This window comes from Pseudomonas sp. Sample_10 (assembly GCF_004321495.1).
GTDB lineage: Bacteria > Pseudomonadota > Gammaproteobacteria > Pseudomonadales > Pseudomonadaceae > Aquipseudomonas.
In genome coordinates this window covers 108,656-129,262 of record NZ_RCOE01000220.1, presented here as the reverse complement: position 1 = coordinate 129,262, position 20,607 = coordinate 108,656, and the positions used below count along the sequence as shown (strand labels likewise).

The window sequence follows — 20,607 nt, the reverse complement described above, 5'->3', positions numbered from 1 at the left end:
TGGACCTTATTGAATTTTGGAAAGAACTTCGAGAATGCGAGCGCAGGCCTTGCCATCGCCGTAGGGATTGTGAGCATAGCTCATCTGCTCATATGCTTTCGGGTCAGTCAGTAGGCGGGTCAGGTTACTTGTGATTGCATCGACTCCGGTGCCTACCAGTTTTACAGTACCGGCCTCGACAGCTTCCGGTCGTTCGGTTGTATCACGCATCACTAGAACGGGTTTGCCGAGTGAAGGTGCTTCTTCTTGAATGCCGCCCGAGTCACTTAGGATGAGGTAGGAGCGATGCATTAGATACACGAAAGGTAGATAGTCCAGCGGTTCGATCAGGTGAATATTTTCAATGCCCGCCAGAAGGCGGTTCACGGGTTCCCGCACATTGGGGTTCAGGTGCACAGGATAGACAATCTCGACGTCTGGAAAGGTTTTTGCAATATTAGCCAGCGCTTTGCAAATGTTGTCAAATCCATCGCCGAAGCTTTCACGCCGGTGGCCAGTAACAAGGATCACTCGCTTGCCTTCACTTATGAACGAGAATTGTTCATGGAACATTTGCTGTAAATCCGAATCGCTCTCGACCCTTTCGACCACGTCAAGCAAGGCGTCTATTACAGTGTTTCCCGTCACGTGAATTGAAGATACATCCACTCCTTCATTGATTAGATTCTGTCTGGAGGTATCGGTGGGGGCAAAGTGTAGCGCGGCAAGCGCTCCTGTCAGTTTGCGGTTTGCTTCTTCTGGCCAAGGCGAATACATGTTACCTGTTCGCAGCCCTGCCTCAACATGGGCTACCGGTATTTGCTGATAGTATGCCGCCATTGCTGTTGCGAAAGTCGTCGCCGTGTCACCATGTACCAAGACAATATCTGGTTTAAACTCAGCAAAGATCTTTTTCATTCCATGCAGGATTGCCGTCGTGACGTCGGTCAGGTCCTGGCCCGGCTTCATAATGTTGAGATCGAAGTCGGGAGTAATCTGGAACAGATCCAATACTTGATCGAGCATCTGCCGATGCTGACCGGTCACGCACACTTTGGCTTCGAATCTTTCGTCGGCTGCGAGGCTCAGCGCCAAGGGAGCCATTTTGATTGCCTCAGGGCGCGTGCCGAATACACACAGTGTTTTCAAAGTCATTGCAATACCGCTATTGAAAAAAAGGAAGGTTTAACGTGTATACATGCGATACCAGTTGTCTTGCATGATGAATTATACGACTCAATAATCGGTGTTTCTCTCGTTCAACCCGACGGTAAACAATAGCGGATCGAATCATGATAATTTTTTCTTGACACTCGCGGGGGCCGTTAATTTTCTGCATATCATGATCTCAAGGATCTAGCCGGCTTTCTGCTGACAATTTATCGGCGCCATGCTGTCTTGAGGACAAAATCAAATTCAATGCCGGATCACAAGCGATGCCCGCCTTCGTTGGTAGAGAAGTCGACACCGTCCTTTGACCTTCCACCCATCGGATTGCTGCTGGGTTTGTAACCCTCGACGCTTGTACGATAAGCCTCTTATGGCGGCGCGAGCACGCTTCTCTGGACCTGATTTCAGCGCTCATAGAAGGCACGGGTTCAAACTCTCCATGGCAGAGCCTTTGTAAATCTCTTTGCCACAATTATTTACGAGATGCATCTTTTTCATCAAGGGCAACCGCTGGTGCATGGGGGCGTAGATCTCGAAAGCGGTCAATGCCAACTTTTCTGCAAGCTTGTTTTTTCCGACATCGAATGTGCCCCCGTACGAGTGTGACGTGAATTATAACCACCTTTGCTCGGCGCTTTCCAAAATTGTGGCGTTGAGAGGCGTTGCCCGCATTTTTTGCGCAGGAAGGCTAGCAGCAATCACGCAGATCCATAGCATTTTTCGTGTATTAATCATTCAAAAGGATAGGCGTGGGCCGTGGACGAACCACATGAAAGACTCTAGCTTTGCCAGGGGGGGGGGCGCTACCTGTCGGCGGTGAGTGAAGGGTTGGATGTTACCAGGGCTCAAATCAGAGTGATGCGCTCCAGCGGGTCGTTGAATTGCAGTGGGCGCTGAACTGGGGGGGCGATGATGGGGGAGGAGTACCAGAGGCTCGGGAGTATCCGCTAAGGTGCAGTCAGCTTCATAAAGGAGGGCGAAGGACGAAAAAGCATTGCTTCAAGGCTTCAGGCATCTGGTGGAAGACATTTTATCTAGATGGAGGGTTTTGCAGGATTTTTGCCTGAACCAATGTATCATGAGAACCATACAAAGACTTGTAGATGGAAACAGAAGGATTCAGGTTCCGAGCTGTACCATTTCGTACCTGGGTGTTTCATTTTTGAGTCTGAAGGCATGGTTTTTTCGGTTCAAGAGCTTGAAAGGGGTGTTCGATAGGTTTATGGATAAGATCAGAATTTTTTTGTTGAGCCTTCCTCGACGCTGCAAGCGGGTTCTGCAGGTAACAGTAGATGTGTTTCTGGTCTGGTTATCGTTATGGATGGCATTTATCGTACGCCTCGGTATAGATGAGCTGGATAGCCCTTTTCAACAGCATCTTTGGCTATTTATAAGTGCGCCTATCGTAGCTATTCCTCTTTTTATTCGGTTTGGCATGTACCGAGCTGTTATGCGCTATGTCGGTAATGACGCGCTTATAGCAATTGTAAAGGCAGTTACTCTGTCGGCGCTTATTCTTGGTGTCTTTGTATATTGGTACAGTAATCATCAAACAATTGTACCGCGATCAATTATTTTCAATTATTGGTGGCTAAGCCTAGTGATGATTGGCGGATTGCGAATCGCTATGCGGCAGTATTTTTCTGGTGATTGGTTTATCGCAGCTCAACATGTTCCGTTTGCAAATGCTGACAATGGATTACCAAGGGTCGCAATCTATGGTGCCGGAGCAGCAGGTAACCAATTGGTCGCTGCGTTGCGCATGGGGCGAGTCATGCGACCAGTAGCATTCATAGACGATGACAGCAATATTGCCAGTCGCGTCATTGCGGGCTTGCAAGTATTCAAACCTAAACATATTCAGCAAATGATAGACACTACCGGTGCTCAAGAAATTCTCTTGGCGATTCCGTCCGCCAATCGAGGGCGGCGTCGAGAAATACTCACTTTCCTAGAGCGGTTTCCTTTGCACGTGCGTAGTGTCCCGGGATTTATGGATTTGGCTAGTGGCCGGGTTAAGGTCGATGATATCCAGGAGGTGGATATCGCCGATTTGCTGGGCAGGGATGCTGTGCCTGCCCAAGGAGATCTGCTTGAGCATTGCGTAACCCGTCAGTCTGTAATGGTCACAGGAGCTGGTGGTTCAATAGGCTCTGAATTATGTCGCCAAATTCTCGAATTACGACCAACCACACTGTTGTTGTTCGAGCATAGCGAATTTAATCTTTATAGTATTTTTTCTGAACTTGAACAGAGAATCTCCCGTGAGTCCCTTTCTGTAAACCTGCTCCCTATTCTTGGCTCTGTTCGAGACGAGAGAAAGTTGCTAGATGTAATGAAAGCTTGGCATGTCGATACGGTTTACCATGCCGCAGCCTACAAACATGTCCCGATGGTTGAGCACAATATCGCCGAGGGCGTTCTCAATAATGTCATTGGTACTTTAAATACTGCACAAGCGGCTTTGCAAGCAGGCGTTGCTAACTTTGTCCTCATTTCCACGGATAAGGCTGTGCGACCAACCAATGTCATGGGAAGTACCAAGCGGCTCGCAGAGATGACTCTTCAGGCGCTCAGTCGTGAGAAAGCCCCTGTATTATTCGGTGATCAATCGTCCATATCTCAAGTCAATAAAACCCGCTTCACTATGGTCCGGTTTGGTAACGTATTGGGATCCTCAGGTTCGGTGATCCCACTTTTTCATAAGCAGATAAAGTCAGGGGGGCCGCTGACCGTTACGCATCCGAAGATCACCCGCTACTTTATGACTATTCCCGAAGCCGCTCAATTGGTCATTCAGGCGGGTTCCATGGGGCAGGGTGGGGATGTCTTTGTGCTAGATATGGGCGAGCCGGTAAAAATTGTGGACTTGGCGGAGAAAATGATTCATTTGTCGGGATTGAGTGTGCGGTCAGAAAGAAACCCACATGGTGATATCCACATTGAGTTTTCCGGTTTGCGCCCGGGCGAGAAGCTGTACGAAGAGTTGTTGATTGGCGATAACGTAGCCGCTACACAACATCCAATGATTATGACTGCAAATGAAGATCATATTGGTTGGGAGGTCCTCAAGGCTAAGCTGAGCGAGTTGCTGAGCGCTGTCGACAGGGATGATTACGCACGTGTTCGTCAGTTGCTACGTGACACGGTCAGTGGATATGCGCCTGACGGGGAAATCGTTGATTGGATTTATCAACAACGGCGCTTGGAGCCTTAATAGAACTTAGACGGGTGGCAAGGTGAGCTTGGCCACACTATGACATGAGATAAAGTGCGGGCTAATAACGCGCGTCGGTGCGCTTGGACTTGAAAGTGAAGAAAGTTGCCATATTGCAATCTAACTACATCCCATGGAAAGGATATTTTGATCTTATTTCGGCTGTGGATGAATTTATCATTTATGACGATATGCAGTTCACGAAACATGACTGGCGTAATCGCAACCAAATCAAGACTCCTCAGGGAGTGCAATGGTTATCTATTCCGGTAGGCCAGAGTATTCATCGCCGCATTCGTGATGTAGCGTTGGTAGATGGCTGGCAGGTGAAGCACTGGAAAACGTTGCAGAGCAACTATCGGCGAGCGCCTTTCTTCGATGAGGTCGCACAGTGGCTCGAGCCGCTCTATCTGATGGAGACCCATACGGGGCTGTCGCCGATGAATCGTAAGTTCATGGAAGCGATTTGCCGATATATTGGTATTGAAACCCGCATTACGAATTGTTGGGACTATACGTCTGCCGGCGACAAAACCCGGACTGCGCGCCTGGTAGACCTTTGTCAGCAGGCCGGTGCGACGCATTATCTGTCGGGGCCGGCGGCAAAGGATTACATCGAGGCGCTGCTGTTCGACAAAGCCGATATTGCGCTGCAATGGTTCGATTACGCCGGCTTTCCCGAGTATCCGCAACTCTGGGGGGAATTTACCCATGGCGTCACCGTCCTGGATCTGCTGTTCAATTGCGGCAAGGACGCGCGCCGTTACATGAGGCATGTCAAAGCATGAAGCTGTCCATCGTCGCCACGCTTTACAGCTCGGCCAGGTTCATCGAGCAATTCCATCTCCGTGCAAGCCAGGCTGCACAACAAATGGTCGGAGATGATTACGAGATCGTACTGGTCAACGACGGCTCGCCCGATTCAAGCCTGGAACTGGCCGTCCAGTTGAGCGAAGCCGATCACCACGTGGTGGTCGTTGATCTCTCACGCAACTTCGGCCACCACAAAGCCATGATGACGGGCCTGCAACATGCCCGAGGGGAACGTGTCTTCCTGCTCGATAGCGACCTGGAAGAAGATCCTGCATGGTTGCTCTCGTTCAGTGAGCAGATGGAGCGTGAAAAGGTCGATGTGGTCTACGGGGTCCAACAGCAGCGAAAAGGCAGGCACTTTGAGCGCTGGACCGGACATGTGTTCTACAAACTTTTCCGTTTCCTCAGCGGGCTTGATATGCCCGACAATATAGTTGTCGCCAGACTGATGTCGCGCCGCTATGTGGACGCGTTGATTCAGCACGACGAACGCGAGTTGTTCATGGCGGGTCTGTGGGTCATCACTGGCTTCGATCAGCGTGCGCAGTCCATCGTCAAGCACAGTCGTGACGAGACGACCTACACGCTGGGAAAGAAGGTAGCGCAACTGGTCAATTCGATCACTGCCTTCAGCAGTGCACCGCTGGTGGGAATCTTCGGCGTGGGCTGCGCGATCTTTCTGCTGTCGGCCGCCTACACGAGTTTTCTCTTCGTCAACTGGCTGCTACTGGCGAACCCACCTAGCGGCTATACGTCGCTGATGGCTTCGATCTGGCTGCTCGGTGGCCTGATCATCGCATTCGTAGGCGTGGTCGGGATCTATCTCGCCAAGATCTATTCCGAGGTCAAACAGAGACCCTACACTATCGTCCGGAACGTCTACCGTCAGGCTAAGACGCGGAGCATTGAATGAAAAAACTCATTATTTTTGGTCTCACCGACGCCGCTGAGCTCGCACTCTATTATTTTTCCAACGACTCGGGCTATCAGGTCGAAGCGTTTGCTGTTGATCCCGCCTTTATGCCGGCCGATAAGAGTTTCATGGGATTTCCGGTGGTGGCATTCGATGAAGTCACTCAGATCTACCCGCCAGACCGGTACGTCTTTTTCGTCGCGCTTGGCTATTCCAAGCTCAACCAGATCCGTAAGGAAAAATATCTGGCAGTCAAGGGGCTGGGCTACGAAATGGTCAGCTACATAAGTTCTCGAGCCACGGTGCTGACAGAGGACATCGGCGAGAATTGCTTCATCCTGGAAGATAATACCGTTCAGCCCTTTGTGCGCATCGGCAACAACGTGACCATGTGGAGCGGCAATCACGTCGGACATCATTCTCAAATCGAGGACCACTGTTTCCTGGCCTCGCACATCGTCGTATCCGGCCGTGTAACGATCGGGGAAAGTTGTTTTCTCGGCGTCAACGCAACCCTTCGCGATCACGTTACCATTGGCGAGAAATGCATCATCGGCGCCGGCGCTCTGATTCTTGGAGATGCTGCTGCCGAAGGCGTGTACATCGGACAAGCCACCGAACGGTCGCGCGTGCCGAGTACTCGCGTCAGGAACATCTGAAGAACCTCATAATTGGCGTGAAAAAATCCCATGTGGAAAAAACTAGGAAAGATATTCTGCGCAGAAGGGCAGAGCGATTGGTTGTATTCTCACGCGATGATTCCCATTGCGGAGCAGGTGAACGGCGACCTGTATCGCATCTATTTTTCATCGCGCGACAAGAATAATCGCGGACACGGCGGCTTCCTCGAGATCGACATGCGGGACCCGACCAAGGTCTTGCGCGTCCATCCGGATCCGGTCCTCGAGCCAGGCGACCTCGGATGTTTCGACGACAGTGGCGCCTTGCCCAATTCGATCGTCAACGTCGGCGGCCGCAAGCTGCTGTACTACACCGGGATCAACCTGGGCGTAACGGTGAAGATCCGCAATTCCATTGGCCTGGCCGAATGGAACGAGGCCACCCACCGCTTCGAGAGGTTGTTCCGCGGCCCCGTCATCGACCGCACCCGCGATCTTCCTCACTTCGTCGCCACCCCCGAGGTGCAGTTCGAGGCCGGACGATTCAGGGCCTGGTTCACCTCCTGTGTGCGATGGGAGCAAGGCCCTTCGGAAGCGAAGCACTTCTATCATCTCGAGTATGCCGAGTCTTCCGACGGGATCGAGTGGGAGCGTGACGGCAAGGTTGCCATCGAGTTCCGCGACGAACACGAGTACGCCCTGGGTGTGCCGCGCGTGCTCAAGGATGCGGACATGTACCGGATGTGGTTCTGCTCCCGGGCCACGAAGGACTGCCCCACCTACCGGATCCGCTACGCGACCTCGTCCGATGGCGTGAAATGGACGCGACACGATGAGCAGGTGGGAATCGACGTATCGGAATCGGGTTGGGATTCGGAGATGATCTGTTACCCGTACGTCTTCGATCATGCTGGTCGACGCTACATGCTTTATAACGGCAACGGCTATGGCAAGACGGGTTTCGGAATTGCCGTCTGGGGAGATGAGTGATTCCAATGCAGCGCTGGCGGCCCGTGATCAGGCCAATTCTCCGCTACGCAGTCGTCGGCGTCGCCTGCAATGCCATCGGTTATGCGACCTACCTGGCATTGACGTGGGTGGGCATCCCATTCAAGCTGGCCATGAGCTTCCTGTACGTACTTGGCATCTGCATCAGCTTCCTGGGCAACCGTAACTGGGCGTTCGAGCATCGCGGCAACGTCGTGGGGACGGCATGGCGTTTCGGCCTGGCGCACGCAGCCGGCTATTTGCTCAACCTGGCCTTGCTGACGGTGTTCGTCGACAAGCTGGGATATCCTCATCAGTGGGTCCAGGCCGCCGCCATTTTCGTTGTAGGAGGTTTCTTGTTCGTTGTTTTCAAGCTATTCGTCTTTCGTCATGACCAACCGGATGGGAATCAGGTGTGAAGATCTGTTCTGAATGCGAGACGCAGTACGTCTCGGAGCAATGGATATGCGTCCGGTGTGGACATCAGGTGGCTCGAAAGAACGGTTTTGCCGCGTTTGCGCCAGAACTCGAGGACAAGCAGGAGGGCTTCAAGGCCGACTTCTACGAGACCTACGCGCATCTTGAAAGCGGCCATTTCTGGTTTCGGGCGCGTGCCAGGTTGATTACATGGGCGCTGACGAAATATGCGCCGCGCATGCGTTCATTTCTGGAAATCGGATGCGGTACTGGCTTCGTTCTGAGTCGGGTTTCCGTGGCGTTTCCGAAGGCCAGGTTGCTTGGCAGCGAGATGTTCTCGACCGGGCTGAAGTTTGCCTCCTCGCGTTTGCCTGGTGCGGAGTTCGTGCAAATGGATGCGCGCGATATCCCTTACGTCGACGAGTTCGAAGCGATTGGCGCGTTCGATGTCATCGAGCACATCGAGGCGGATGCTGTGGTGCTCCAGCAGATGCACCGTGCCCTGAAGCCCGGGGGAATCATGCTGTTGACCGTACCCCAGCATCAGTGGCTATGGAGCCAGGTGGATGAATATTCCTGCCACGTGCGGCGCTACGAAGCCGCCGATCTGCATCGCAAGGTGGAAGAGGCGGGGTTTTCCGTCGTGCGCAGCACATCGTTCGTCTCGTTACTGCTGCCAGCGATGATGATTTCACGCGGCGCCAAGAAGCAACAGCGGGGCGATACGAGCGAGACCGCCGAATTAGCGGTACCCAAGGCGCTCAATGTGCTGTTTGGTTTCGTGATGTGGCTGGAGTGTTTACTCATCAAGGTCGGAGTGAGTTTTCCGGTCGGTGCTTCCAGGCTGCTTGTCGCCCGGAAATAGAGTGGATGCCCCCACTTTCCATAACGAAGTGATGTTTAGTTCGACCCGACTAATTTTGCGTGCGAAGGCTCAAACGGTGGAAGACAAAAAGATCCAGTTCAATCGCCCCTACATGACGGGGAAAGAACTTTATTACATCGCTGAAGCCAAGTTCGGCAATGTTCTCGCCGGCGATGGCCCGTTCACCAAGCGGTGCCATGAGTGGTTGACCGAACATACCGGTGCGAGCAAAGCCTTGCTGACGCACTCGTGTACGGCAGCGCTGGAAATGTCTGCATTGTTGTTGGACATCCAGCCGGGCGATGAGGTCATCATGCCCTCGTTCACATTCGTTTCTACAGCCAATGCCTTTGTTTTGCGCGGCGGCGTTCCCGTGTTCGTCGATATCCGTCCGGATACCCTGAACCTGGATGAGACGCTGATCGAGGCCGCCATCACGCCACGCACCAAGGCAATCGTGCCGGTTCATTATGCGGGTGTGAGTTGCGAGATGGATACGATCATGGAGATTGCCAAGCATCACAACCTGAAGGTGGTCGAGGATGCAGCACAGGGTGTCATGGCCGCTTACAAGGGCCGGGCTCTGGGCAGTATCGGGGACTTTGGCGCCTTCAGCTTCCATGAGACCAAGAACGTCATTTCGGGCGAGGGCGGCGCATTGCTCGTCAATGATCCTTCGTATGTGTTGCGCGCAGAAATCATCCGCGAAAAAGGCACCGACCGTAGTCGTTTTTTCCGCGGCGAGGTCGACAAATACACTTGGCAGGAAGTCGGGTCGTCATTCCTTCCAGGAGACCTGACTGCCGCGTTTCTCTGGGCGCAGTTGGAAGAGGCCGAACACATCACGCAGTTGCGGCTTGCCATCTGGCAGCGGTATCACGAATTGCTCGCGCCGTTGGAAACCAGCGGGGTGCTACGCCGCCCTATCGTACCCGCCGACTGTCAGCACAACGCACACATGTACTACGTGCTGCTGCCCGCAGACGTGCCTCGACAACCGGTGCTCGATGGCCTTAAGCGAGAGGGAATCAATTCGGTCTTCCATTACGTGCCCCTGCACTCCTCGCCGGCCGGGCGGCGCTACGGCCGTGTCCATGGCTCCATGGATAACACGGTGGGCCTATCGGAGCGCTTGCTGCGACTGCCGCTGTGGGTAGGTTTATCGGTCCAGCAGCAAGAACGTGTGGTGCAAGTCTTGCGGGACATACTGTGTCGCTGACTCGACAAGCACGCTTGCCAGAGTTCAACGCGATCCCGAGTCCAAGTTTTATCGCTACAGCTTTAGAGTCGGAGCGTTCTTTGTAGCTCAAGAAGGCAAGCACTCCGCCAGTGTGCGTGCTCGTCGCGTGGGAAACCCGCCTCACGCATGTTGGTGCATCATTCCAAAATGGCATTTTACGTCGCTCCGCGACAGTTGACCCTCGCGGTTTCGACCAGGCAGCTGTTGGCTACCAATGGCACAGCGGTGGCAGTAGGTAATGTCTATAGCGGTGCAACCATGCCGGCAGGGTGTACCGCATCGACACTGGTCAGCGTGTGCGCCCCAGGCGAGCTTTATATCGTATCAATCGCTACAGCAGTGCCGCCTAATGTTAGAAGTGTTAATGGCTATGTGAGAGTCTCGCCGGGTAGTGTGGGTAGTCGCGGAACGAAGGCGAATCTTCAGTCATATCCGGAAAATTTTAGGTTTTTTATCGCAACTGTACAGACTATCTGGTGCGCCGCAACGGTAAGCGCCGAGACGCTTACCACTAGCATTGTTCTGACATCACACACTTTTTAGTGTGGTCAAATGCCATTTATACCGTTCTCCGATGCCACACAATTATATGTCGATTCGGTGTTCGGTAGCCCATAAGATCCGGATGAATATCCAAATCAATGAAAGGTCGCTGAAGACGACTTTCGTTGTATCACCTTTATGGCGCCGCAAGAGGCAGAGACCCGCTGGAAAAGCTGAAAATTTCCTCTTGGAAAATCCCGATCTTGCTGCAATTCTGAATAACTGTCGGCAGACATGCAAATACCCGAGCAGCAACTCATTAGTTTCCGAGCGCCGGCAAACAATTCAACGTTTTTGCGCTCTGGAGAACGGATATGACCCTATCAGCAAAAGAGTAGCCCGGTTATCCGGGCTTTATAGTTAGGCCAAAAAAACATAGGTAGTCTGCTCGCTGTGATGCGCTGGTGACCCTTTGGTTTAATCTATAGCCGCAGGCTCTCCCGTAACAAGTCCTACAAGAAATTTTTTGGCTAAATACTCAGATGCAATTGGAGTTAGATGACCATAATCCCAACTGGTAATACCCGTTTTAATATCGTCTCCGAGATACGTCATACAGCCTTCGCTATTGCAAAATACGTTAATGATGTCCGCGTATATCGCGCCTGAGTTGGCTAGGTTTTTCCTAAGTTCGGCATTGCGCTCAATGACAGCCATGTCTAGACCTTGGCGCGTAAATCTCGGTGTGCTAACCCAAAGTGTTTTCATTATGGTTTTAGGTAAATCCACGGTCCAGTGTGGTGTTGGGCCAGTAAATATAACTCGTTCAACCCCTGCGTCTTTCAAGATCATGAATATACGGCGCAGCTTGACTTCGTCGTGTTTCTCGTTCTGGCCAATGATGACAACATCAGGTCGGAGATTTTTTATCTGCTTTAAAGCGAACCAATTTGATTGGGCGCAATAATCTGTAGTAGAAGGCTGCGTAGCGTCTGGAGAAGCTGGGCAGCCTGAGGTTGCCACTTGTAGGATCTCCCATGTTTTTGGTAATTCTTTTCGCAGTCCTGAATATAATTGCTGAGCATGCGAGTCGCCCCAAATAAACAGGGTTTTGCTTTTCGGTAGATTTTTTGTATAACAATTACTGTCAATTTCGGGAACAGGCACATTCGTCGATCTACCATTCAGGTACTCGGATACGTTATAAAAGTTGCACTCGCCGCGAAAATTTTTGGTTAACTCTAGTTTTTCGAAGTATTTTCGAGCCGGAGGAGAATTTTCAAAATACTCAGCGAACTCCACTCGGTCTTTTAAACGAAACTCCAAGCCCTCGGTTTTATAGGTCACGTACCCTGCTATACAGCAAATAAGCATCAATGCGGTAAGTGTGAAGACCTTAACATTGTTGTGTTGAAATTGACGCAGTGGCCTTTCTATAAATACGTAGGTTAACCACGCCAAGGCTATTGCGATGAATACTGTAACAACTAATGTGATGGTTGAGGCTTCGCCGCCTTCCATAATATGGATGAACGATAGGAGCGGCCAGTGCCACAGATACAGGGGAAAGCTAATAAGCCCGATCCAAACTAGTAACCGACTGGATAACACCGCTTTGTTGAACCAGGCATAAGGCCCAGCAGCTATGATAAGAGCTGCACCGATGGAAGGCAGAAGCGCCCACCACCCTGGAAACTGGTTGCTTTTCGTGGTGAGGGAAAACGCGATGACGAGGCATACGAGGCCGGATGCAGATTGAGTATTCCGAATGACCGGCCCGTCGATGCTCCGCCATCTGTAGAATATTTGGTTCTTATACATTGACACATATGCCAAAAGTGATCCTATAAGAAGCTCCCAAAATCTTGTTTGCGGTGAATAGAATGTCGCAACCGGATCTGTCACGACGCCCATCACATTCAAAGCAAATGACGCGCCACCAACAGTGATTATTAATGCTAGGGCGTTAATTCTTAATTTATAGGCAGCCCAAAGCATCAGTGGCCACAGTAGATAAAATTGCTCTTCAATGCCGAGTGACCACAAATGCAGTAGCGGTTTCGTGTCGGCGCTATTATCAAAGTAACCAGCCTCGGCGCGTAGAACGTAATTTGATATGAACGCAGAGCCGCCGGCTATGTGTTTCCCTAGTTGCATGTATTCGTCAGCAAGGAGAATGAACCATCCGAGTGCCCAAGTTCCGGCAAGCACTAACAGTAGCGCAGGGAAGATCCGGCTGACTCGTCGACTGTAGAACTCATAAAAGCTGAAGCTGTTTCTTTCGAGGCTTCCGAAAATTATGCTTGAGATCAGGAATCCGGAGATTACGAAAAATACATCGACGCCAACAAAACCACCTTGTATCAGTGACGGAAATGCGTGGAACGCCACGACAGACAGGACTGCTATAGCACGCAGTCCATCAATGTCGGGACGGTACTTCGGGTGGCTGAGTCGTTTGTCAGTAGCGAGCAGCGGTGCATCAGATAGAACAGTCATTGTTGGGAAGTAATCCGTTTAAGTAACACGCCATGTTTGAGCGCCGAACATCGTACCAGCACAACAAACCTTTGCCGCCATGGAGTAGAAGTTTTTTTGCCCGGAGGAAATTTATGTCCGTTAACGATATAGATCGCGACGTGCCTTCCAGAATCATTTGGGAGAAGCGCGCGGCGAAGGCCTCCTTGGCCAGACTGCAGTCGCCTGGACAATCAGCAATCGCGTGGATGACGGTAATCCAACTCATGGTGGGCGAAGGCTATGCAGGAGTCTGTCAGAAGCCGTATCAGTTCACCTGCTGGCACAAGAAAGACCCGAACTACCAGTTTCTGATCGAATTGAAACAGATCTTGTTCCGTGAGCTGGCACATTGTCGAGTCGTGGCTAACCAAGTCACCGATGGCAAGGTTCCAGATCCGACTGGAGGCACCACGCATTATTGCGCGATCACGAGGAACACGCCGCCGACCTGGGCTGCGAAGGCGGAGCAAGCGCCGAGGCTGGGCGGTCACGTTTTCTTCAGGGATGTGTCCTGAGCCCGACGATGTCGAGGGGAGCCGGAGCGCTTTCACGGGTATTACTCGGCGCAATCAGTGCTTGGCAGGTTCAGGACTGGTAATACGCGGCTCTCAATTGGCCGAGCAATCGCGATTACACACCGAGACCCTCAATCAACTGGCCATGGTCGGCGCAGTGGCGTAAAGACCGAGCAGGATAAGCATCTGGTACTCGAGCAGCGTCTGATGGCCAGAGACCAAATCACCACGAGACTTTGACCAATGCTAAAAAAGGCCAGGATCGTCTGCGGGGTCGCCTTGCCACTTCCGATCTGCGGCGTCATCCCTCCTCGACCTGAGCTCAGCCGGTGATTGTTCAATGCCTGCCACCGCCGGCGCCGGCCGCTTGGTTCATGGTACCGTACGAGCCGAACGAATTATCACCATCCCGATCAGGGTGACCGGGCGGTGATTGCGCTGCGGCCCTGCCAAGCGCATTTGCGCGAGGTCGTACAATAATCGCTATCAGGGCTATCAAAAGTCGTTGCGATGATGACGTTGGGCGTTGTGGAAGTGTTTTGCTGCGGATGGGAGGAATACAAACCGCTAGAGATAGCTTCGCCGGAAGGCGGCGTGCCTCTAAATGGAAATTGGCAACAAAAATGTCGCATAATTGACTCAGTTCGGCTTGAAATGCATTTGTGCCGACGGCGAAGCGACTATTTGAAAATCGAAAACGTTGCTGAATGATTTTGTCTCAATTGGTGGTGTTAAATATTTATGCGTTTTTGTTTATCCGTTGTGTGTTTGCTCCTATTGTCAGGAGTGGTACAAGCAGGGGGGGCTCTAATTATAGATTCGCCGAAAAATTATACTTCCTCAGTCAATGCTATTGTTATACCAAAGGAGGGTTTAACGATTAGTGCGCCGGTACGTGTTTCGGGAAAGCTTAAAATAACGGGGCAAGGGCGGCTTCATATTAAAGGCTTTGGTAGGTTCATTGTTGAAAAAAATGCGACCTTGGATATGCGTGGTGTTTCCGTTCTTGTTTCTGAATTGGAAGTGCAAAATGATATAGATGGTGGAAATATTATTCGGCTAAACGGAGGTGCACTGACTCTCAAAAACAATCGCGTGAAAATAGACGTTGCCTTTGATCCCAGCTTCACAGTATCTGAAATTCCTTGGGGCCAGCGCCCACGTTTTTGGTTTGTTGGTTTAAGTGATATTGCCAAGAAAAAGCGAAGGTCCGTGCTTTTCAATATAGTTGATAATGAATTCGAAAGCAGTCAATTATATGCTGCAGGGGCAATAAAGCTTTCTACTCGAAAGAAAGATGAGTTGTTAAGAGTTTCGGAGTTGGACAATGTTTTTGTGCGTGGGGGAATATTACGAAATAGGTTTGTTGGATTTCATGGCGGCATTTTTATAAATGGCGGTAACAAAGTTCTGATATCAGATAATGTATTGATGAAAAATAGCTATCTCGCTATCATTGCTGGTGGGAAAAATATACAGATCACCAATAATAGAATATTGTATCCCGGAAATGGTACTACTGGTGATGGAATCACGGTGTACGATGTAATGATTGATGGCAGGATTTCGGGTAATCTAATATATGCTGGTAGTTGCTACGGTATATGGGTTCTAGCTAATCATGTAAATGGTCTGGATATTCAGCGAAATACAATATTGAATGGTATTACTTCCGGAATATATATGTCAGCCAAGGATGTGGGTGGTTATATTGGAAATGTTCTCGTGAAGTATAATGTGATAACTGGAAATGCTGGGTTTGCGGTAGCGGTTGAGAATGGACAAGATGTAGCGATTTCAAATAATCACTTTGAAGGTAATGCAGCTGGCTTTTCGGCTCAGCTTTATGTATCGAAGTTAGCAAAAAATATTACGGTTAAAGGCAATACCGCCGCTAAAAAAATTACTCCGGAATGGGCGAAGGATATGGCGTTGTACAGGCATCAAACTTATGAGGATAACGAAGTATTCACTCCAGCTATAAATGCACAGAGCGCGCCATCGCCGTAAATTTCAACAAGGCTCCAAAGCATGTATTAATTTTGTCTCCGTATAGTGGACGTTGCCAATGGGGCGATCAGTCTTGAACCCCTCGAAAGCCGCAGTTTGTTCGCCCTACAGGACACCATTTATCCGCGCGATACTTAGGTGTGGTGAGGGCCAACAATCGCGTGGTCGATACCTGCGTGGAATATCGGTGCCATGCCAACTGCTTACCGCCTCGAAGCAGTTCAGAGTAGGCCATCGATGGATTTTCGAAAGTCCACGGGCTTGGGATAGAGGTACACTTTTTCGACTTTAGCGTCGGGTCGCATCATGACGTGCTGGCTCCAGAGACACATCAGAGCACCGCATCGGGAATGAACTGCGGGGTGGGTTCACGGATCGGTTACTGTTGTTCCGCTTGATTCAGGGTTTGTTTCACATCCTGTAACGGACACATTTTTGACAGGCTCCAGCCATCGCCTAAGTTTAGGAGGCAGCTTCGGAAAAGCTGCTTTCCCAATCGATGTCATGGAGCTTCATTTATGCGTACCGGCTATTTCTCTTCTCTGGTTTTTGCCCTTCTCACCAGCGCCTCTGTCGCCACTATTGCTGCGCCGGCTGTGGAGTCGCAAGCGAGTAGCGCACCGTTGATGCAAGAGGTTTCCTCTTCGACGCAGTCGGCCAAGATCGACCTCAATGCTGCCGATGCCCCGACTTTGCAGCGTGAGCTGGCGGGTGTGGGAGAAGCCAAGGCCAAGGCAATTGTTGCGTATCGTGAAACAAATGGGCCTTTCGCGTCCATTGATGAGTTGCTCGAGGTGAAGGGGATCGGCAAAGCCATTCTGGATAAAAATCGCGAGAAGCTTGAGGTGAACTAAGCTTGTAAGTCAGCGCCAGGGGCCGGTCATTGATCGGCCCCTTTTCTTTCTGGCGCATGCTGCGAGGTTTTGCCTTTTGTCGGCGTCGTTTAAATTATGGCTATCATATGCCATTTAAATTATGCCTATAATTAATGCGATTTCTGTCGAAGCGTCCTGAGCCTCAGGCGCTTGGCTTTCCCTTCAAGCATTTCCCTGGAGCATAGTCATGACCTCTACTCATTCCCAAGGCACGGCCCTCGTCACTGGCGCTTCTTCCGGCATCGGCGCGGTCTACGCGCAGCGTCTGGCGGCGCGTGGTTTTGATTTGTTGTTGGTCGCTCGTGATCAGCAACGGCTGGACGAAGCGGCGAACGCGTTGCGTGCTGAATTTGGCGTGCAGGTGGAAGTGCTGAAAGCGGATCTGACGCAAAAGGACGACGTGCTCAAGCTTGAGCAGCGTCTGCGCAGCGACTCCAGCATCAGCTTGTTGCTGAACAATGCCGGCGTGGCGGCGGATGGGTTGTTGGCCAATGCCGACACCGATCAGTTGGAGCGAATGATTCAACTGAACGTTACAGCAGTCACTCGCTTGGCATCGGCGGCGGCGGCGAGTTTTGCCAAGGCCGGTCGCGGGACCATTATCAACATTGCATCGGTGGTGGCGCTGTTCCCAGAGCGTTTCAATGCGACCTACAGTGCCAGCAAGGCTTATGTGCTGAGCCTTACTCAATCCTTGAACGCCGAGCTTGATGGCACCGGGGTCAAGGTCCAGGCCGTGCTGCCGGGTGTGACGCGTACCGAAATCTGGGAACGCTCCGGTATCGATGCGACCCAGATTCCGGCAGAGATGGTCATGGAAGCGGGTGAAATGGTCGACGCGTCGTTGTCGGGCCTGGACCAGGGCGAGCTGGTCACTATTCCTTCGTTGCCGGATGCCGCTGAGTGGAATGCCTTTGTCGCGGCACGACTGGTCATGGCTCCGAACCTTTCCAAAAGCCAGGCTGCTGCACGTTACAAGTGAAGCGCCATCAATCGGCATGAGGTATTTGCGGTATGAGTAATCGTCGAGTGGTTGTTACCGGGATGGGGCTGGTTTCTCCGTTGGGTAGCGGGGTTGAAGCGGTATGGGCTCGCCTGTTGGCCGGGCGTTCCGGGTTGCGCAACTTGCCGGAAGAGGTGGTTGCGGATCTGCCGGCGAAGGTCGGCGGTTCGGTGCCCACTGTGGCGGACGATGCTGAAGCGGGGTTCGACCCGGACCGGGCGACGCCACCCAAAGAACAGAAGAAGATGGACCGCTTTATCCTGTTTGCCATGGAAGCGGCGCGTCAGGCGTTGGAGCAGGCCGGTTGGCAGGCGCAGTCTGCTGGTGACCAGGAGCGTACCGCGACCATTATCGGTTCAGGCGTGGGTGGTTTCGGCGCGATTGCCGATGCGGTGCGTACCACCGACAGTCGTGGCCCGCGGCGTTTGTCGCCGTTCACCATTCCGTCGTTTCTGGTTAATTTGGCGGCGGGGCATGTGTCGATTCAACACGGCTTCAAAGGTCCGCTGGGTGCACCGGTGACGGCGTGTGCGGCCGGGGTTCAGGCGATTGGTGATGCGGCGCGATTGATTCGTACCGGTGAGGCGGATATCGCCGTGTGTGGCGGCGCCGAGGCCGCGATCGACCGGGTCAGTCTTGCGGGGTTTGCAGCGGCTCGCGCTCTGTCCAGTGGCTACAACGACACCCCGGAGCGTGCCTCGCGGCCGTTCGACAGTGGGCGCGATGGCTTTGTCATGGGCGAAGGTTCGGGTTTGCTGGTGATCGAGTCGCTGGAACACGCCTTGGCCCGTGGCGCCAAGCCACTGGCTGAGTTGGTCGGGTACGGAACCAGTGCCGATGCCTACCACCTGACTGCAGGCCCGGAAGATGGCAGCGGAGCGCGTCGTGCGATGTCGTTGGCATTGGCTCAGGCCGGTATTTCGCCGGAGCAGGTTCAGCACCTGAATGCCCACGCGACCTCAACGCCTGTTGGCGACCTCGGAGAGTTGGCGGCGATCAAGTCGTTGTTTGGCGCGGATAACAAGATCGCGGTGACATCAACCAAATCGGCAACCGGGCATTTGCTCGGTGCGGCGGGGGGGATTGAAGCGATCTTCACATTGCTGGCGATCAGGGATCAGGTTGTACCGGCGACGCTGAATTTCGATAACCCGGACCCTGCTACCCAGGGCGTGGACATTGTTCACGGTCAAGCCCGGCCGATGACCATCGAGTACGCATTGTCTAATGGCTTTGGCTTTGGTGGCGTGAATGCCAGCGTGTTGTTCAAACGCTGGAACGGTTAGGTCTCGGACTGGTTCAAGTGGGTCCGCGTGACGTCGAGAATCTGCTGGGCCAGCTCGGGATTCTCGACACTGCGCGAAAGCAGCAGGGCACCAACCAGCGTCGACATGATGACGATGCTGCGCTCTACCGTGTTTTCACCCGCAAGCGCGTTCTGTATCTGCTCAAGTCGCGCATTGAGCACCACGTCGGAAGTGGGGCTCGGCTGCCCGCGCAGGCCGAGTTCCGACGACATGGTCAGCAGCGGGCAGCCTTCATGGGGTGACGTCTGATGCCATTCGGACAAATAGGTATTGATGAATACCTCCAGCGGGCGATCCTCGGCAAATATCTGGGCACATAACCCATCCACTTGCTTGCCCGCCTCTTGCAGCGCCTTTTCCACCAGTTCGTCCTTGGACTTGAAGTGCGAATAAAAGCCTCCGTGAGTCAGGCCCAGCGCCTTCATTAGCGGTTGCAGGCCAGTGGCGCCGATACCGTCGCGGCGAAAGCGTTCCGAAGCTTCTTTGATGATGCGTTGGTGGGTCTGGGCTTTATGGTCATGCGAGTAACGCATCTGATATCTCCACATCAAGGTCGCCATATTAACCAATGAAAATTACATGGTGACTGTACTTCTACTTCTAAAAAGCATGCAGATGCGTTGATCTTGGTTCGAACGCGTTGAAGAACTGGCACGAATAGTGATTACGCTGACTGCAGCGTAACGTCACTGATCGAGGGAGATTGGCATGTACAAAGACTATCCGGCGGCCTATCAAGTCAGCAAAGGCTCGGCTTTGCAGGTGGACAAGGCGTTTTATGAACGGGTGCGCGATGCGAAGGATGCACGCACGCTGATCGAGTCCTTCGAAGTGCCGATTCGCACCGGCCGCGCCTGGAACGTTCCGGCCGGACACGTGTTCAGGGTTACGACGCCTGTTGGTCCGCAAGTCGGCGATTTCAACGTCTGGAACGCTCACGATCCCCGTGAACGTTTGTGGGCGTCACGTACCCGACAGCTGCAAGGCGCCCATGTCAGCACCCACGACCGGTTGTGGTCGAACCTGCCGTTTCTGCGGCCGCTGGTGACCATCACCGATGACAGCCTGGCCGGCTATGGAATCGATGAACACGGCGGTCGCCTGCATGATTTGCTCGGCACGCGCTGTGATCCCTATGTGAACAAAATGCTCACCGGTGAAGACTTCCATCATCACTGTCACTCCAACCTGACCCGGGCGGTATTGCCCCACGGCCTGACCGAATTCGATGTGCATGACGTGCTGAATATTTTCCAGTGCACGGGCCTGAACCACGACGACATGTATTTCATGAAAGCCTGTCCGGCGCAGAAGGGGGATTATCTGGAGTTCTTTGCCGAAATCGATCTGCTGTGCGCACTCTCGACTTGCCCGGGCGGAGATTTGTCATTGGCGATGTGGGGACCGGACGCGCAGGATCCATTGAGCGTCTGCCGACCGCTGGGTGTGGAAATTTACCGCCTGGAGGATTCGTTGCTGGAGGGCTGGAGCCAGCCCGAGCGTGCCGCCTACAAAGGTCTGCACGGGTTGCACATCGCCAAGGCCGATTGGGAAAAATAGATACGCTTTCGTGGCGAGGGAGCTTGCTCCCGCTCGACCGCGCAGCGGGCGCAAAAAAATGTGCGAGGGACCTCAAGGGCCGCTGCGCGACCCAGCGGGAGCAAGCTCCCTCG

General features: G+C 52.7%; 17 protein-coding genes. 14 read left to right on the top strand and 3 right to left on the bottom strand.

What is annotated here, in order from left to right; genetic code table 11:
• Nucleotides 1-6: 6 nt before the first annotated feature.
• Complete coding sequence (gene wecB / locus D8U18_RS22060; RefSeq protein ID WP_131108402.1) at nucleotides 7-1,134, bottom strand: UDP-N-acetylglucosamine 2-epimerase (non-hydrolyzing); 1,128 nt, start codon at nucleotides 1,132-1,134, stop codon at nucleotides 7-9.
• A 1,237-nt stretch (nucleotides 1,135-2,371) separates the two neighbouring features.
• On the opposite strand from wecB, the gene D8U18_RS22055 reads away from it, so the two are divergent.
• From D8U18_RS22055 to rffA, 8 genes are all read left to right on the top strand, one after another.
• On the top strand, nucleotides 2,372-4,366 hold the full coding sequence (locus tag D8U18_RS22055; RefSeq protein WP_056856892.1) for a nucleoside-diphosphate sugar epimerase/dehydratase: 1,995 nt from the start codon (nucleotides 2,372-2,374) through the stop codon (nucleotides 4,364-4,366).
• A 95-nt stretch (nucleotides 4,367-4,461) separates the two neighbouring features.
• On the top strand, nucleotides 4,462-5,154 hold the full coding sequence (locus D8U18_RS22050; RefSeq protein WP_131108401.1) for a WbqC family protein: 693 nt from the start codon (nucleotides 4,462-4,464) through the stop codon (nucleotides 5,152-5,154).
• Nucleotides 5,151-6,092, top strand: a complete 942-nt coding sequence (locus D8U18_RS22045; protein ID WP_056856439.1) for a glycosyltransferase family 2 protein — start codon at nucleotides 5,151-5,153, stop codon at nucleotides 6,090-6,092. Before D8U18_RS22050 ends, D8U18_RS22045 begins: the two co-directional genes overlap by 4 nt.
• Nucleotides 6,089-6,751, top strand: a complete 663-nt coding sequence (locus tag D8U18_RS22040) for an acetyltransferase (protein ID WP_056856438.1) — start codon at nucleotides 6,089-6,091, stop codon at nucleotides 6,749-6,751. The genes D8U18_RS22045 and D8U18_RS22040 overlap by 4 nt, the downstream gene beginning before the upstream one ends.
• A gap of 30 nt (nucleotides 6,752-6,781) precedes the next feature.
• Entirely contained in the window at nucleotides 6,782-7,702 is a 921-nt protein-coding gene (locus tag D8U18_RS22035) for a hypothetical protein (protein ID WP_056856437.1), read from the top strand.
• 5 nt (nucleotides 7,703-7,707) lie between these two features.
• Nucleotides 7,708-8,118 (top strand): GtrA family protein, encoded by a 411-nt coding sequence (locus D8U18_RS22030; protein ID WP_056856436.1) that lies wholly within the window; start codon nucleotides 7,708-7,710, stop codon nucleotides 8,116-8,118.
• Between the two features lie 68 nt (nucleotides 8,119-8,186).
• Nucleotides 8,187-8,981, top strand: coding sequence for a class I SAM-dependent methyltransferase (locus tag D8U18_RS22025; RefSeq protein WP_201783982.1), 795 nt, complete (start codon nucleotides 8,187-8,189; stop codon nucleotides 8,979-8,981).
• 76 nt (nucleotides 8,982-9,057) lie between these two features.
• Nucleotides 9,058-10,200, top strand: a complete 1,143-nt coding sequence (gene rffA / locus D8U18_RS22020) for a dTDP-4-amino-4,6-dideoxygalactose transaminase (RefSeq protein ID WP_131108420.1) — start codon at nucleotides 9,058-9,060, stop codon at nucleotides 10,198-10,200.
• Nucleotides 10,201-11,181: 981 nt separating this feature from the next.
• On the opposite strand, the gene D8U18_RS22015 is transcribed toward rffA, so the two are convergent.
• Complete coding sequence (locus D8U18_RS22015) at nucleotides 11,182-13,203, bottom strand: acyltransferase family protein (protein ID WP_131108400.1); 2,022 nt, start codon at nucleotides 13,201-13,203, stop codon at nucleotides 11,182-11,184.
• A gap of 113 nt (nucleotides 13,204-13,316) precedes the next feature.
• On the opposite strand from D8U18_RS22015, the gene D8U18_RS22010 reads away from it, so the two are divergent.
• The 5 genes from D8U18_RS22010 to fabF all read left to right on the top strand — a co-directional run bounded on the left by D8U18_RS22010 (nucleotide 13,317) and on the right by fabF (nucleotide 18,913).
• Entirely contained in the window at nucleotides 13,317-13,739 is a 423-nt protein-coding gene (locus tag D8U18_RS22010; protein ID WP_347237908.1) for a cell wall hydrolase, read from the top strand.
• 741 nt (nucleotides 13,740-14,480) lie between these two features.
• Nucleotides 14,481-15,749: a right-handed parallel beta-helix repeat-containing protein gene (locus tag D8U18_RS22000; protein WP_131108399.1), complete on the top strand. Its 1,269-nt coding sequence runs from the start codon at nucleotides 14,481-14,483 to the stop codon at nucleotides 15,747-15,749.
• A 518-nt stretch (nucleotides 15,750-16,267) separates the two neighbouring features.
• The gene (locus D8U18_RS21990) at nucleotides 16,268-16,603 is read left to right on the top strand and encodes a helix-hairpin-helix domain-containing protein (RefSeq protein ID WP_056856433.1); all 336 of its coding nucleotides are present in this window, start codon (nucleotides 16,268-16,270) and stop codon (nucleotides 16,601-16,603) included.
• A gap of 208 nt (nucleotides 16,604-16,811) precedes the next feature.
• Nucleotides 16,812-17,606: an SDR family oxidoreductase gene (locus D8U18_RS21985; protein WP_131108398.1), complete on the top strand. Its 795-nt coding sequence runs from the start codon at nucleotides 16,812-16,814 to the stop codon at nucleotides 17,604-17,606.
• Nucleotides 17,607-17,638: 32 nt separating this feature from the next.
• Nucleotides 17,639-18,913 carry a beta-ketoacyl-ACP synthase II gene (gene fabF, locus D8U18_RS21980; RefSeq protein WP_131108397.1) on the top strand — a complete coding sequence of 425 codons (1,275 nt, stop codon included), beginning with the start codon at nucleotides 17,639-17,641 and terminating at the stop codon, nucleotides 18,911-18,913.
• Here the strand turns inward: fabF and D8U18_RS21975 are convergent.
• A complete protein-coding gene (locus tag D8U18_RS21975; RefSeq protein WP_131108396.1) occupies nucleotides 18,910-19,467 on the bottom strand; it encodes a TetR/AcrR family transcriptional regulator in 558 nt (185 codons plus the stop codon). The genes fabF and D8U18_RS21975 overlap by 4 nt on opposite strands.
• Nucleotides 19,468-19,642: 175 nt before the next feature.
• On the opposite strand from D8U18_RS21975, the gene D8U18_RS21970 reads away from it, so the two are divergent.
• Complete coding sequence (locus D8U18_RS21970; RefSeq protein ID WP_130904109.1) at nucleotides 19,643-20,494, top strand: DUF1989 domain-containing protein; 852 nt, start codon at nucleotides 19,643-19,645, stop codon at nucleotides 20,492-20,494.
• Nucleotides 20,495-20,607: the final 113 nt, after the last annotated feature.